The sequence below is a fragment of the Paenibacillus sp. P4_A9 genome (assembly GCF_056402415.1).
In genome coordinates, this window is sequence record NZ_JBFUHL010000091.1 from 1 (window position 1) to 14,902 (window position 14,902).

The window sequence follows — 14,902 nt, forward strand, 5'->3', positions numbered from 1 at the left end:
GAAGTGAACAGTTCATTTCCAACAACATATATGTAATCATATGATTTCGTTTTCAATTTCGAAACCACACTTTCATCCAGTGCATTTAAATCTTTAACCCAGTCATAGGCAATCGAGTTTGCATCTCGCCAATTCTTTAATGTTTGCCCTAAGGCTTCTTTCGCGGATGCCGTCATCCCCGCACTTGAAAGCATCAAAACGGACATTTTCTGATCAAGCACTTCTTGCTTAATGACTGGAATTCCACGATTCCCGCATCCTGCAAGCAAAGATGATAATAGGATTAAAATAAGTAAGAATCGATTCTTATGCATACAATGATAATTCCTTTCCAGCTTATAAAGCATGCAAAAGCCTCCGAAAGAGGAGGCTTTCACATCGTACTCTTTTGAATTGTAAAACGGTTATTAACCTTTGTCTACTAATTTTACCATTAGGCGCGCAAGCGTATGCTTTTCCTGCTCATCCCCAGCATCCCACAACTCTTTGAGAACTCGTTCTTGCTCATTTTGAGGATCCACCTTGTCAGCCAAAAACTCCCCAATTTGAAAAGCGAGCTTGGAGATGGTTTCATCACTCATCCCTGCATGTCCAGCCTGACTCACGCGTTCAGCCAAAAACTCTTTCCATTTGTCGAACACCTTAAGTACAGTAGCCATTGTTAGAAGCCTCCTTTGAGTTATGAGAAATGGTCATTACTTACGTAATATGCGCTTCTCAAAACGGAATTATGCGTGGGCTTCATTGCCATGGTCCCTTGTAATTAAGTAAGCCAACCTCCATTAGGGGAGATGATTTGCCCTGTTATGTAGCCGGATTCAGGCAATGCTAGAAAATAGACAAGCGATGCCACTTCATGGGGAGATGCAAGACGCCCAACGGGAATCTCATTCGTAATGGCATCGATTTCCTCCGCTTGAAAGGCAGCCATCATATCTGTCTGAACTGCTCCAGGCGCTACGGCATTCACCGTAACACCTGACGGAGCTAGTTCTTTCGCCAAAGCCTTCGTAAAGGCATTTAAGCCACCCTTTGCCGTTGAATATAAGACCTCACACGAAGCCCCTGAGATCCCCCAAATCGAAGATACATTAATGATACGACCGTATTTTTGCCTAACCATTGCCGCCATGAACGCTTGTGTACAAAGGAATGAGCCCTTCAGGTTGACATTCATGACACGATCCCAATCTTCTTCGGTCACATCGGAAAGCATACCATAATGGGAGATACCTGCATTATTAACGACTATATCTGGAATCATATTCATTTGCTCCAGCTTATCTCTCATTTTGAGAATTTGCTCATGCGATTGAATATCTGCTGTTACCGTCAAAACCGTTGCCCCTTGTTTCATACAAGTTCGGGCTATTTCATTCGCTGCTTCATGTGAATCGCGATAATGAATCACAATCTGCATGCCTACCGCGGCAAAACGTTGTGCGATTGCAGCTCCAATTCCTCTGCTAGCACCCGTAATTAGCACGKTTTGTTCACTAAACGGCTTTACATCATTCACGATGGTTCACGACTCTGTACGATTGATACAGCGAGCTTACTCCAATCAAAATGCTCACGGAATCGACAGTTAACATCTTCAAGAGTTAGCTGCTCATACACGGGTAAAATATCGAAGAGATCGATTCCTTTGAAGCGATATTTTGTATATTCATTAGCAATCGATTCGGGCGAATTCATCATCCTTAAGAAGCTGCCAATCTTCTTCTTCCTACTGCGTTCGAACGTGACCTCATCGAGACCAGCTGCTTTTCTTTTCTCAACTTCTTCACGAATTCTTGCGATCAACTGATCAGGATCCTTGGTATCTCCGCCAACAATGGAAAAGGCATAGCCGTCACTGCAGTTATACTCATGACCGAAATTATCAGAAATAAGCTGATCGTCATAAAGTGTTTGATAAATATCCGAGCTGGAGCTAAATAAGATATCCAACATTAATTTCGTCGTCAGTTCTCTCACTAATAAAGGTTTACCAGTAACCGCAGGTGCAATTTCCTTGAATCCCATCAAACATTTTGGTAACGAAACTGGGAGTAAAATAAGCCTGCGAGCTTCCTTGACTTCAACTGGCTCTTCTGGGAAGAAACGCTCAATTTCGCCTTGCGGCGAGAAGGTTTTGGCAGCTTGATTTTCTTTCACCAGCGAAATAACCTCTTGCGGATCTACACCGCCAACAACGAACAAGCTCATGTTGCTCGGATGATAAAACGTGTTGTAACACTCGTACAACGTCTCTTTGGTTATTTCCGCAATAGACGCTACAGTACCCGCAATATCAATATGAATCGGATGCTTCGCATATAAGGATTCGATCAACCCGTAATAACTGCGCCAGTCCGCATTATCCTCGTACATTTTAATTTCTTGCCCGATAATCCCTTTTTCTTTTTCTACATTTTCATCTGTGAAATAAGGATTCTGGACGAAATTAATTAATGTCGTTAAGTTTTCTAAATAGCGATCTGTCGATGAAAATAAATAGGCAGTTCGATCAAAGCTTGTAAAGGCATTGGCCGATGCGCCATTGGTTGCAAACGTCGCAAAGATGTCACCTTCAGGTTCCTCGAACATTTTGTGCTCTAAGAAATGCGCAATACCATCCGGTACTCGCACCGCTTCTTTACCTTGAACCTGAAAATGGTTATCGACGGAGCCATACTGGGTTGTAAAAGTGGCATACGTTTTTTGGAAACCTTCTTTGGGTAACACAAACACATGCAGCCCATTATCAAGCTTTTCATGATAAATGGTTTCACCGAGATGTGGATATGGAATACTCTGCATGGTCTACTCCCCCTTCTGGTCCCGTAAAAAGTATATCGTGTCCAATTGCACTCGCTTCGCCGCTTCAGCGATGGCAGGTATATCGACTTGCTCGACAGATGAGATCAAACCCGCAACCGTGCGTTCTTTCCCTGACAAAATAGCATTAAAATCAAACGAGATCAGCTCAAACGCAGAATCTTGGATCTCACGTAATTGATTGGAAATCATGGCCCTTGTTTGGCTCCACTCAATGTCTGTAATTTCGCCTTGTTCCATCGCTTTAAGTTGTTTACGAATGATGTCAACGGCTTTCTCATAGTTAGCCATTTCAATACCAGACTGAATTGTTAAGATGCCTTTATGTCCATCAAAACGAGAGGAGGCGTAGTACGCAAGACTCGCTTTCTCACGAACATTGGTAAATAATTTGGAATGCGGGTATCCGCCAAGAACCCCATTGTACATCAGTGCAACCGGGTATTGATCATCGCTATATGAAATATTCGTACGTAATCCCATATTCAGCTTCCCTTGGTTAACATCCAAGCGTTCTACGATCGTTTTCACATCACCTGTTACACCACGCGGCGCGGTTGTGACATAGTTAACATCAACATTTCGCTCAATTGCGAACGATTGCTTCACAATTTCTTCTACCTCACTAAGCGTTGTGTTGCCAACAACGTAAATGTCCATCGGGGACGTTTGGAGCCATTCTTTATATTGTTCGTAAAGCTGCTCCGCATTCATACCGTCGAGATCTTCAATTTTGCCTAATGGATGAAGTCGGTAAGGTTCCCCGCTGCACATTTCTTCCATACAACGCTCAGCAGCATAGCGGATTTTATCGTTGATGACGGATTCAATTCGTTTACGCAGGGTTTGCTTTTCTGCATCTACATATTTCGTACGAAAATGCTGATCTTCTAAAGCTGGCCGAGTTAATGTTTCACCAACAAATTCAAGACCCTGCTTCAATAAGGAATCAGTCGATTTCACGAAGCGATCATTGATGATGTCCATTCGTATCTGTACGATTTGATAATCGCCGCGCTTATAAATATCAAAGCCAAACCCAGCGCCGTATAAATCATCTAAATACTCACGAAATTGTTTGGTCTCAGGACGCAGTTCTGTTCCTCTTCGAAGGATAAAAGGTGTTAACGCCGTACTTGTGACCGTATCCTCTTCTAATTGACGGCCTATGTAGACAGAAATGGCAAATGTTTTGAAACGATCTGTCGGTAAAACATGCATACGGATATGCTTCCAACTGCTGCGCTCAAATTGATTAGGCTTCAAAGGTCAGTCTCCCTTCTATGTCCGTGTAATAAATCCATTATATTCCTATACGAAGAGGAGAAGCAACCAATGCTGGTCCCTTCTCCTTGTCCTTCTCTAAATTATACACAGAAAATGTGTTTACCGATTTTTTTAACTTGTTTTCTTGTCCATATCCATTTGGACGTTGCCGTTTCTGGATTGAAGTAATAAATACAACCACCAGATGGGTCCAAACCATTCAAAGCATCCCTTACGGCTTTTTTGGATGATTCATTCGGTGTTAACCATATTTGACCATCGGCTACGGCTGTGAAAGCACCAGGTTGGAAAATAACACCGGAAATTGTATTCGGAAAACTCGCCGATTTCACTCGGTTTAAGATGACTGCTGCAACGGCTACTTGTCCAATGAACGGCTCACCTCGCGCTTCTCCATTGACGGCATTGGCCATTAAGTTAATATCTTGCTCGGAATACCCTTGATTATTGGAGGGTGTTAAATTAGCAGGCTTCTGACCTGCTCCGGYCGCTGCATTGTTACCGCCTTGATTGTTTGCTGTTTCTGGAGCTGTAGGTTTCCAGCTTTTCGTTGCTTCCCATAGCTTAAGCTTGGTTTTCGGTCCAACAATCCCGTCTACCTTCATGCCAAACTCACCTTGGAATCGCTTCACTGCTGTTAATGTCTTGTAGCCATAATCGCCGTCTATGCTGCCGTTATAAAAGCCAATGAATTTCAATCTGCCTTGTAGTTCATTCACATCTGAACCTGTGGCACCATAGCGCACTTCATTTTTACTGAATGTTTCTTCCGTCGGAGGATTAAATCGGCCCTTCAATTGAAAGGAAACCACCAAGACAAAGACGATACAAAATGTAATGACAATTAGTCGTTTATTCATTCCCCTTCTCAACCTCACTTTTCAAATTACAGCCTTTTCTTGCTTATTATGAGAAAGCGAGTCAATGATTATACAAATAAAAACACTCTCCATTGGAGAGTGTTAGTCCAATACGGATTAAGAGCTAATCCGATTGTGATGATATTGTTCAAGCGAGAGAAGTACTTCACGCGGTTTACTGCCTTCATAAGGGCCAACAACGCCTTTGGCTTCCATGGCATCGACAAGCCTAGCTGCACGTGTGTAACCCACTCTCATTCGTCTTTGAAGCAGTGAAACAGAAGCTTGCTTCGCTTCCAAAACAATTTGTACGGCTTGATCGTATAGCTCGTCCTCAAATTCATTCTGCTGCTCAGGCATTTCTTCGACCTGTGGAACTAGTTCCTCGCGATAGTTTGCTTGTTCTTGTGTACGTACGAAGCCGACAACCTGTTCAACCTCTCCATCGGAGAGGAATGCACCTTGAATACGAACCGGCTTGGATGCACCAACTGGCAAGTAAAGCATATCCCCTCGACCTAGCAGCTTCTCCGCGCCAACCATATCCAAGATCGTCCGCGAATCCACTTGCGACGACACACCAAAAGCAATACGGGAAGGAATATTTGCCTTGATAACACCTGTAATGACGTCAACAGACGGACGTTGCGTCGCGATAATTAAGTGAATACCAGCTGCCCGCGCCATCTGAGCAAGACGACAGATCGAATCTTCGACATCATTAGCCGCAACCATCATTAGATCTGCTAGCTCATCTACGATAATTACATAGTATGGCAACGGTGCCGAAGTGCCACTCTCTGTCAGCAAAGCGTTATAGCCTTCAATGTTTCGTGTCCCGCTCTTGGAGAATAACTCATAACGTTTCTCCATCTCGACAACGATTTTCTTAAGCGCTAATGAAGCTCGTCGTGGATCTGTTACAACGGGTGCTAATAGATGTGGGATTCCATTATACACGTTCAGCTCAACCATCTTCGGATCGATCATTAAGAACTTCACTTCATTTGGTTTGGCTTTATACAAAATACTCGTAATAATCCCGTTAATACATACGGATTTTCCAGATCCTGTGGCACCTGCAACAAGTAAATGCGGCATTCTTGCTAGATTGCCAACAATCGGCTGGCCAGAAATATCTCGTCCTAGAACAACTGATAAGCGAGAGCTAGACTCCTGAAAAGCAGTCGTTTCCATGACTTCACGCATTGTAACAATAGATACTTCCAAATTAGGCACTTCGATTCCAATCGCAGATTTACCGGGGATTGGAGCTTCCATCCGGATATCCTTCGCTGCAAGTGCAAGTGCAATATCATCGGTCAACGAAACAATTCTACTGACCTTCACACCAACGTCAGGCTGGATTTCATATCGAGTAACCGCAGGACCTCTCACTACCTCAAGGACTTTAGCTCGAACACCAAAGCTTTCTAACGTCGCTTCAAGCTTCCTTGCATTAGCCTTGTAGTCCGCCATCTCGCTTCCCTTACCTAAAGCTGGTCTTGCTAATAGATCAAGCGAAGGTATTTCATATGGACGTGTCACGATAACAGGTGTATCCACTTGAAATTCAAGTGTGATCGGTTCATTCTCATCATCAACACCAGTGGGTGCTGTTGTCGTTACATTCGTTGCTACAGGCGTAGGTACAGCTGACGGCCTAACCACTTGCTGAGCTTCTTGAATAACCTGTTCTTGAAAATCGCGAATAATAGGAGCACCAGACTGTTCACCTGAGTTATGTATAGGTTCAGCCGTTGGATGAACCGTGTTCGAGTAGACAACTTCCTCCGGGGCATCTTCAGCATCCGACGCTGACAAGTTATCTTCTAAATCATCGCGTTCCCTAGCAGTTGATTTCTTGCGATTCTCCTTGAGCGGACGAAGGAGTTCCATAAACAACGGTGCTCTCTTAGCCCTTTTTACCGGTTGGAAAACCTCTTCATCAAATTCATCATCTACAGGCACGTAGGCTGTCTTCTTCACCTTAGCAGGGGTACTCCCTGTTTTAGCTGCCTCAGGTTGACGTCCTTCTCGGTCTTGAAGCCATTCTTTCATTCTGTCTTTGAAATTTTGTCCTACGTTGCTGAATCGACCCTTCACGATATTACCTAGATCCACATAGGAGACACCTGTCGCTAGAATAAAACCCATAACAAAAAGCATATATTGGATCAATCTCGCACCAAGGTAATCAAAAAGGAAATAGAGTATGCTGTATAAAAATGCTCCTACCATTCCTCCGCCAATACCGTGCTCTAACGATGCTTTGCCAGCTTCCGTTGGGTGCAACCCCTCTAACATGGCTGACCATGTTGAAGAAATGACTTTACCTGACGTGAAATCATTGCTTGGGTATAACTGAGCGAATAAATCAATATGATTCTTGATTAATAATCCAAGAATGAATAACAAAATGCCCGCTTTCTTGGGAGTTACCATTTGGGGCCATGCTCTCTTGATCATGGCATACAACGCCACATAAATGAAAATGAGAGGTATAAGTGAATACCAAGTCCCCACAAAAAAGCGAAACAAATAAATCAATGAATTCCMCACATGTCCTTGATGTGCAAGGGCAATGACGGAGAAAATCAAGATGAGGATTCCGTACAGCTCGAATAATAAGCTGGTTTTTACAGCCTTCGTCTTTTTCCTGCGTTTCGCCAAGATTGTCACCCCCAAGTCCACATTATACCATAATTATCTTGAGGGATGATACGGGAACACGACTTAMCGGTTTGAAATCGTCTCGATCTGAGGACGATAGGAAATGATGCTGCCTGGCGCATATTGTTCATTCAAATAGTCCAGTGGATTGCAGCTATACAGCCTTACAATACGCGCTTGATAGCCACTTAGAGGTTCAATTTGCATCATAAAGCCATCTTGCTCTATATCTAAGTAGTTAGGAGCAAAGGTATCGAATCCATCAAATATGACTTCCAGCGGAATCACAGAGTAATGGATCATTGAACAAGTCCCCCTGAATTCGACGCTTTCCTCGCTTCGATCCGGCTGTTCAGCTCTTTAATGGCATCACCAATACCTCCAACTTGATTGATTAATCCATATTTAACAGCGTCGATCCCGATCACCGTTGTGCCGATATCTCTCGTAAGCTCACCTGTCTTAAACATAAGTTCTTTAAATTTCTCTTCCGTTACGTTCGAATGCTTAGTTACAAATCTTACGACACGCTCTTGCATTTTATCTAAATATTCAAAGGTTTGCGGTACGCCAATAACCAAACCATTCATGCGAATCGGATGGATCGTCATGGTTGCTGTTTCGGCGATGATCGAATAGTCAGCTGAGACTGCAATTGGAACACCGATACTATGTCCGCCTCCTAGGACCAAAGCAATGGTTGGTTTCGATAACGTCGCGATCATTTCAGCGATAGCTAGACCCGCCTCTACATCGCCGCCAACCGTGTTTAAAATGATCATTACGCCTTCAATCTTGGAATTCTGCTCGGCGGCTACTAGTTGAGGAATTAGATGTTCATATTTGGTTGTTTTATTCTGAGGAGGCAGCACGATATGACMCTCTACCTGTCCAATTATCGTTAGACAAAAAATATTCGATTCGCCAGAAACGGTGTTGGTTTGACCTAATTGTTGAATATTTTCGAGAACTACATTTTTCTTGGCTTCCTCTGTTCCCTGTTCTTGTTCCTTTGAGCCTGGTGCTGATGCCACTATATAATCCCCTTTCAAATTATGCTACAAAGACAAGTTGTTCAATATCTCCCATAGTATGAATAAACTTGTATACTTTCATGCATACTTCACTTGCGAGAACAAGAAAAAGCTCCCTCCAATGGAGAGAGCTTTACTATTTGCATAGGCTCAAGTGACTTGTTCGAGTACCTAAACTTCCATAATGATAGGAAGAATCATTGGTCTTCTTCTGGTTTGTTCATATAAAAAGCGTCCGAGAACATCTTTTACATTTGTTTTTAAAGATGCCCATTCATTTACATTTTCATTCATTAGTTTAGTTAACGTATTTGTTACGATACGATTGGCTTCCTCTAGAAGTCCTTCGGATTCACGAACATAAACAAATCCGCGTGAAATAATATCTGGGCCTGACAAAATTTTACCATCTTGTTTACTTAATGTAACCACGACAACTAAAATTCCATCTTGCGACAGTAATTTACGGTCACGCAATACGATATTGCCTACATCCCCAACACCAAGTCCATCAATTAGGATGTTACCGCTTTGAACTTTCGATCCTTTGCGGGCAGCACCATTTTGAATTTCAACCGTGTCACCAATATCGCACATAAAAATATCTTCTTTAGGAATACCGACAGTTTCGGCAAGAATGGCATGTTGACGCAGCATGCGGTATTCGCCATGAATCGGAATAAAGTATTTCGGCTTCATCAGGTTCAGCATAAGCTTCAATTCTTCCTGACTTCCGTGACCAGATACGTGAACACCCGTTACTGATCCCGGTCCGTAAATCACGTTTGCACCGATACGGAACAATTCATCAACCGTTCTGCCAACATAACGCTCGTTTCCTGGAATTGGAGTTGCCGCAATAATGACTGTATCCCCCGGTAAAATATCAATTTTACGATGGGTTGAACGTGCCATTCTTGTAAGAGCCGACATTGGCTCGCCTTGACTTCCCGTGGAAAGGATAACTACACGATCTGCTGCAAGCTTGTTAACTTCCTCTGGCTCAATCAACATGCCATCTGGAATATGCAGGTAGCCTAATTCGCTAGCAATCGAAACCACGTTCACCATACTGCGTCCAATAACTGTTACTTTGCGATTCGTTGCTGCTGCTGCATCAAACACCTGTTGAACACGGTGAATATTCGATGCAAAAGTCGCAATAATAACTCTTTGCTTCGCTTTACGGAACACTTCTTCAATCTCAATACCTACACCGCGCTCAGAGCCCGTGTAACCAGGACGTTCTGCATTCGTACTGTCTGAAAGTAAGGCAAGAACGCCTTTCTTTCCGATCTCAGCCATACGATGCAAATCTGCATATTGTTCATTAACTGGAGTTTGGTCAAACTTAAAATCTCCCGTATGAACAACAACACCTTCTGGTGTATCAAGTGCGACACCCACAGAATCAGGTATACTATGATTGGTTTTGAAGAATGTTGCCGTAAGTACGCCTAGGGGAAGAACGGATTCCGAATTGATTAGAATACGGTTCGTCGTTCCGAGCAGGTTAGCTTCCTTCAGCTTAGCTTCTATAAGTCCCATCGTTAACTTCGTTGCGTAGAGTGGAACATTAAGGTGTTTCAGCACGTAAGGTAAGCCACCAATGTGATCCTCATGGCCGTGGGTGATGATGATGCCGCGTACTTTATCCCGATTTTCTGTTAAGTACCCGATATCTGGGATGACAATGTCAATTCCGAGCATGTCCTCCTCAGGAAATTTCAAACCACTGTCAATGACGATTATATCGTTCGCATACTGAACGCAATACATATTTTTTCCGATTTCGCCCACGCCGCCAAGAGCGAAGATCAAAAGTTTATCAATATTTTTTTTGGACAAGAATATACCTCCTTCATAGATTGGACGACGAATTTTAAATGAAAAAACCGAACTAGTCACTTGCAACCATTATACATGAAAAAAAACAGCAAATACAAGTTAATACTGAATACATTTAGATTTCCCAAAAAAAGAAAACCGATGCCGGAAGCACCGATTCATTAGGCATGATCATACAAAAAGTGATTGAATGAATTGTCCTTCTTGCTCGGATACACGAACTAACGGAAGTCGAACGCCGCCTGTTTCAATGCCTTTGAGTGCAAGCGCATGCTTAATTGGCGCTGGGCTTGGTGCACAGAAAATACCAGTGAATACAGGATGAAGCTTACGGTGAAGCTCTGCAGCTTGCTGAATGTTGCCTTCTAAATAATACTTTATCATAGTTTGCATTTCTTTTCCAATCACATGACTCGCTACACTTATAATTCCTTCGCAACCAATAGCTAAGGCTGGCAATGTATTGCTATCATCTCCGCTATAAACAAGGAAATCAGGAGCAGCATGCGTAAGAATACGCGTCATTTGATCCGTATTCGAGCAATCTTTGGTTGCCACGATATTCGGGATCTGTGATAGACGAATCGTTGTGTCAGCATCCAGGTTAACACCTGCTCGGCCAGGCACATTATAGAGCACGACTGGAACCTTTACCGCCTCAGCAATCGCTTTAAAATGCTGATACAACCCTTCCTGTGAAGGACGGTTGTAATACGGAGCAACGAGAAGTAACGCATCCACACCAAGTTGCTCAACTTTAAGTGAAAAAGCGATCGTATGAGCGGTGTCATTACTTCCAGTACCTGCAATGATTTTGCAACGACCAGCCGCAACACGAACGGAAAGCTCAATTAGCTTCAACTTTTCATCCTCTGATAATGTCGGCGATTCCCCTGTCGTCCCACAGATTACAAGGCTATCCGAATTTTGTTCTTCAATTAAATAATTAATTAGGGGCTCTACTTGTTCCCAATTGACCTGCAACTGCTCGTCAAATGGTGTAACCATTGCCGTGACTACTCTTCCAAAACTCACTGGTACGCCTCCTGACTCTCTCATTTTTATTTATATAAATTGAATTTTCGATGAAGTGCTCGAACTGACTTGATCATATCCACACCTTGAACAAGCACCCAGATGGTTGTGTTCGAATCAGCTGATTGCAGAATTCGGATATCTTCCACGGTCAATGCTTCAACAATGTGCGCCATAATGCCAGGAACACCATTCATTCCGCCACCAATCACGGATACCTTCGCACAGCCGCTCGTGAACTTAGGCTCATAGCCTTGCGCCTTGAGTAATTGAACTGCACGTTCTGCTTCATGATCGAAGACCGTATATACAACGCCAGAAGGGTTCACATTAATAAAATCAACACTAATCTGATGCTGAGCCATTGTTTTGAATACACGTAGCTGTAGATCGAATTCTCCATCAACGGCAGCGACCTGAATCTGTGTAATATTCGTAAAATGAGCAATCCCTGTAACAAAGCGATCTTTTACATGGTTAACTTCTGATAACGTGTCAGAAGCCGTGACTAGCGTTCCTTCTTCTTTGGTGAAGGTTGACCTCACACGAATCGGAATATTCGCTTGCATGGCAACTTCAACAGCTCGCGGATGAATGACTTTCGCGCCATTATGTGCCATGTTGCATATCTCAATAAAGCTTACACGCTGTAAAGGTTTAGCATCTTCAACGATTCTTGGATCCGCTGTCAAAATACCATTGACATCTGTGAAGATATCTACAATTTCTGCTTTTAGTGCAGCACCAAGTGCAGTTGCTGATGTATCACTGCCACCGCGGCCTAATGTTGTCAACTCATCGCTGCTCGTTTTCCCTTGAAACCCAGTGACAATGACAACCAGGTCTTGCTCTAACAATTCAAGGATCCGACCCGGCTTCATTGCGATGATCTGAGCATTACCATGATTCTCATTCGTAATCAGACCTGCTTGCCCACCCGTCAAAACTGTTGCTCGGATACCTGTTTTGTTTAATAGACTGCACAAAAGCACTGCAGATATTAATTCTCCGCAGCCCATCAACATATCGAGTTCCCGTGCAGGCAGCCCCTCCCCGTTCTTACGAACGAGGTCTAGAAGCGTGTCAGTCGCATAGGGTTCCCCTTTTCTTCCCATCGCAGATACGACAACAACTAATTTATAATGTTGGATTAGTGCATCTTGAATATGTCCAATAACGTGTTCTCTAGCTTGTGCGGTGGAAAGCGAAGTACCTCCGAATTTTTGAACAAGAATTCGCATGAGTTTCCCCCATTTTCACTGCTGCATGTAAGCAGTATGCTGATTATTGCTCTATAGCAATATATTCAGCAATTTGTACCGCATTCCAGGCAGCACCTTTTAACAAATTATCAGAAACGATCCACATGTTAAGCGCCTTAGGGTTACTCAAATCGCGACGTACACGTCCTACGAAAGTTTCGAGCTTACCTGCAGCATCTGTAGCAAGTGGGTACTGTTGTTCTGCCGGATTGTCAACAAGGACAATTCCAGGTGCATTTGCAAGCAGTGTTTTCACTTCTTCAACATCAAAATCTTCTTTCAATTCTACATATACGGATTCCGAGTGTCCATAAACAACAGGAATACGCACGCATGTAGCTGTAACTTCAATGGACTCATCGCCCATAATTTTCTTCGTTTCAAGAATCATTTTCATTTCTTCATTCGTAAATCCATTGTCCAGGAATTTATCGATTTGCGGAATCGCATTGAAAGCGATTTGATGCTTCACTGGTAAGGAACCGACCGGTAGAATATCGGGGTTCGCCTCATTACCTTCTAATACTTCTTTGGATTGTCTAAGCATTTCATTAATCGCTTTAGCGCCAGCACCGGAAACGGCTTGGTACGTAGAAACGATAATGCGGGAAATCCCATAACGGTCATAAAGCGGCTTAAGCGCTGCAACCATTTGAATCGTAGAACAGTTCGGGTTTGCGATAATCCCTTTATGTTCATTGATTTTCTCAACATTTACTTCCGGAACGACAAGTGGCGTATCTGGGTCCATTCGGTAAGCGCTTGTATTATCAATACAAATCGCACCCGCTTCAACCGCATGCGGTGCCAATGCTTTCGTGACGTCGCCACCAGCACTGAATAGAGCGATATCTACGCCTTGAAAGCTTTCAGGAGTTGCTTCTTGAACGACAACTTCTTGACCTTTAAAAGATAGCTTTACACCCGCTGAGCGAGCGGAAGAAAGTAATTTCAATTCCTTGATGGGGAAATTCCGTTCTTCTAATAGACGTATGATTTGCTCGCCTACAGCGCCTGTAGCGCCTACAACTGCAACATTAAATAGCTTCTGGTTGGACATATGCTGGTCTCTCCCCCTCAAGTTGATATCTATAAATTAGTATTGAAATCTTTCAATAATCATAGGCTGCAATTGTTTACCTTCAAGCGCAGCTTCACAAGCTTCCATAATCAAGTCCATCCGAGCCACCAACGAATTTGGTTTTGCTCCAGGTGCATCTTGACCATAAGGCACAAAGTATATATTTTTTGTAATTAGCAACTTTGCGATATTCATCGCATTTAAACCCAAACCATCATTCGTTGAAATCGCTAATACAAGCGGTCTCAAGTTTCTCATTTGTGCTTTAGCTGCCATTAGAACAGGACTTTCTGTCATTGCATTTGCTAGTTTACTAGTCGTATTACCCGTACAAGGAGCAATCACCATCACATCCAATAACTTGGATGGGCCTAGCGGTTCTGCATCTACAATGGTAGATATAATCTCATTCCCTGTAATATCCTTCAACATTTGCTGCCAATCGGCTGATTTACCAAAACGTGTGTCAGTCGTCATAATTGTATTCGATACAATCGGTATGACGCGAGCACCCGCATCTACAAATCTCTTAATTTGAGGCATGACCTCTTCAAGTGTACAGTGAGATCCGGTTAATGCGTAACCGACTGTTTTCCCTTGCCAATTCATTCCACATCGCTCCTGTCTTTGAAGTCTTCCTCGATCAGCTGACTTAACGTGTTAGCCATAATTCGGCCAGCTGTTTTGGGGGCGACGATTCYAGGTAAACCGGGCGCTAGCATCGCTTTAATGCCTCTCTTCTCGGCAAAGCGAAAGTCCGTTCCGCCGGGTCTTGAAGCTAAATCGATAATAAGCGCGCGATGTGGGATATTGGTGATAACTTGCGCTGTGACTATCATAGTCGGAATTGTATTAAAAAGCAAGTCAATATTCCCCACTTCCGGGTACAGATCCTTCGTGTAAAAAGGCTGAAAACCCATCTCCCACGCCCTTGCGTAATGCTCCGGTTTCCTGACGCCAACCTTGACGGTTGCCCCTAATCCTTGCAAGGTTTTAGCC

13 protein-coding genes and 2 pseudogenes are annotated in these 14,902 nt (G+C 43.3%); all 15 read right to left on the bottom strand.

Going from position 1 to position 14,902, the window contains the following annotated elements; genetic code table 11:
- Positions 1 to 347: pseudogene (locus AC1DVJ_RS27810) on the bottom strand (hypothetical protein); the annotation flags it as partial.
- 60 nt (positions 348 to 407) lie between these two features.
- Positions 408 to 659, bottom strand: coding sequence for a DUF3243 domain-containing protein (locus AC1DVJ_RS27815; protein WP_028558337.1), 252 nt, complete (start codon positions 657 to 659; stop codon positions 408 to 410).
- A 104-nt stretch (positions 660 to 763) separates the two neighbouring features.
- Complete coding sequence (gene ymfI / locus AC1DVJ_RS27820; RefSeq protein ID WP_477595566.1) at positions 764 to 1,519, bottom strand: elongation factor P 5-aminopentanone reductase; 756 nt, start codon at positions 1,517 to 1,519, stop codon at positions 764 to 766.
- A complete protein-coding gene (yfmH, locus tag AC1DVJ_RS27825) occupies positions 1,516 to 2,805 on the bottom strand; it encodes an EF-P 5-aminopentanol modification-associated protein YfmH (RefSeq protein ID WP_477595569.1) in 1,290 nt (429 codons plus the stop codon). The genes ymfI and yfmH overlap by 4 nt, the downstream gene beginning before the upstream one ends.
- Positions 2,806 to 2,808: 3 nt before the next feature.
- Positions 2,809 to 4,089: an EF-P 5-aminopentanol modification-associated protein YfmF gene (yfmF, locus tag AC1DVJ_RS27830; protein ID WP_477595571.1), complete on the bottom strand. Its 1,281-nt coding sequence runs from the start codon at positions 4,087 to 4,089 to the stop codon at positions 2,809 to 2,811.
- A gap of 101 nt (positions 4,090 to 4,190) precedes the next feature.
- A complete protein-coding gene (gene sleB, locus AC1DVJ_RS27835) occupies positions 4,191 to 4,970 on the bottom strand; it encodes a spore cortex-lytic enzyme (RefSeq protein WP_477595573.1) in 780 nt (259 codons plus the stop codon).
- Positions 4,971 to 5,087: 117 nt separating this feature from the next.
- Positions 5,088 to 7,643 (bottom strand): DNA translocase FtsK, encoded by a 2,556-nt coding sequence (locus AC1DVJ_RS27840; protein WP_477595575.1) that lies wholly within the window; start codon positions 7,641 to 7,643, stop codon positions 5,088 to 5,090.
- 63 nt (positions 7,644 to 7,706) lie between these two features.
- A complete protein-coding gene (locus AC1DVJ_RS27845; RefSeq protein WP_477595577.1) occupies positions 7,707 to 7,946 on the bottom strand; it encodes a YlzJ-like family protein in 240 nt (79 codons plus the stop codon).
- A complete protein-coding gene (locus tag AC1DVJ_RS27850; RefSeq protein ID WP_477595579.1) occupies positions 7,943 to 8,677 on the bottom strand; it encodes a ClpP family protease in 735 nt (244 codons plus the stop codon). The genes AC1DVJ_RS27845 and AC1DVJ_RS27850 overlap by 4 nt, the downstream gene beginning before the upstream one ends.
- Before the next feature lie 171 nt (positions 8,678 to 8,848).
- Positions 8,849 to 10,525: a ribonuclease J gene (locus tag AC1DVJ_RS27855; RefSeq protein ID WP_477595581.1), complete on the bottom strand. Its 1,677-nt coding sequence runs from the start codon at positions 10,523 to 10,525 to the stop codon at positions 8,849 to 8,851.
- Positions 10,526 to 10,696: 171 nt separating this feature from the next.
- On the bottom strand, positions 10,697 to 11,560 hold the full coding sequence (gene dapA, locus AC1DVJ_RS27860; RefSeq protein WP_477595583.1) for a 4-hydroxy-tetrahydrodipicolinate synthase: 864 nt from the start codon (positions 11,558 to 11,560) through the stop codon (positions 10,697 to 10,699).
- Between the two features lie 26 nt (positions 11,561 to 11,586).
- A complete protein-coding gene (gene dapG / locus AC1DVJ_RS27865; RefSeq protein ID WP_477595585.1) occupies positions 11,587 to 12,801 on the bottom strand; it encodes an aspartate kinase in 1,215 nt (404 codons plus the stop codon).
- Positions 12,802 to 12,844: 43 nt separating this feature from the next.
- Positions 12,845 to 13,882 (bottom strand): aspartate-semialdehyde dehydrogenase, encoded by a 1,038-nt coding sequence (locus AC1DVJ_RS27870; RefSeq protein WP_477595588.1) that lies wholly within the window; start codon positions 13,880 to 13,882, stop codon positions 12,845 to 12,847.
- A gap of 36 nt (positions 13,883 to 13,918) precedes the next feature.
- Positions 13,919 to 14,512 (bottom strand): dipicolinate synthase subunit B, encoded by a 594-nt coding sequence (locus AC1DVJ_RS27875; RefSeq protein WP_056625070.1) that lies wholly within the window; start codon positions 14,510 to 14,512, stop codon positions 13,919 to 13,921.
- Positions 14,509 to 14,902: pseudogene (locus tag AC1DVJ_RS27880) on the bottom strand (dipicolinate synthase subunit A); the annotation flags it as partial. The pseudogene AC1DVJ_RS27880 and the gene AC1DVJ_RS27875, both read right to left, overlap by 4 nt.

What these genes read in the sequence shown, in the direction of transcription:
- AC1DVJ_RS27870 (WP_477595588.1), bottom strand. Translation starts at nt 13,882, where the DNA reads ATGTCCAACCAGAAGCTATTTAATGTTGCAGTTGTAGGCGCTACAGGC.
- AC1DVJ_RS27815 (WP_028558337.1), bottom strand. Translation starts at nt 659, where the DNA reads ATGGCTACTGTACTTAAGGTGTTCGACAAATGGAAAGAGTTTTTGGCT.
- yfmH (WP_477595569.1), bottom strand. Translation starts at nt 2,805, where the DNA reads ATGCAGAGTATTCCATATCCACATCTCGGTGAAACCATTTATCATGAA.
- dapG (WP_477595585.1), bottom strand. Translation starts at nt 12,801, where the DNA reads ATGCGAATTCTTGTTCAAAAATTCGGAGGTACTTCGCTTTCCACCGCA.
- AC1DVJ_RS27875 (WP_056625070.1), bottom strand. Translation starts at nt 14,512, where the DNA reads ATGAATTGGCAAGGGAAAACAGTCGGTTACGCATTAACCGGATCTCAC.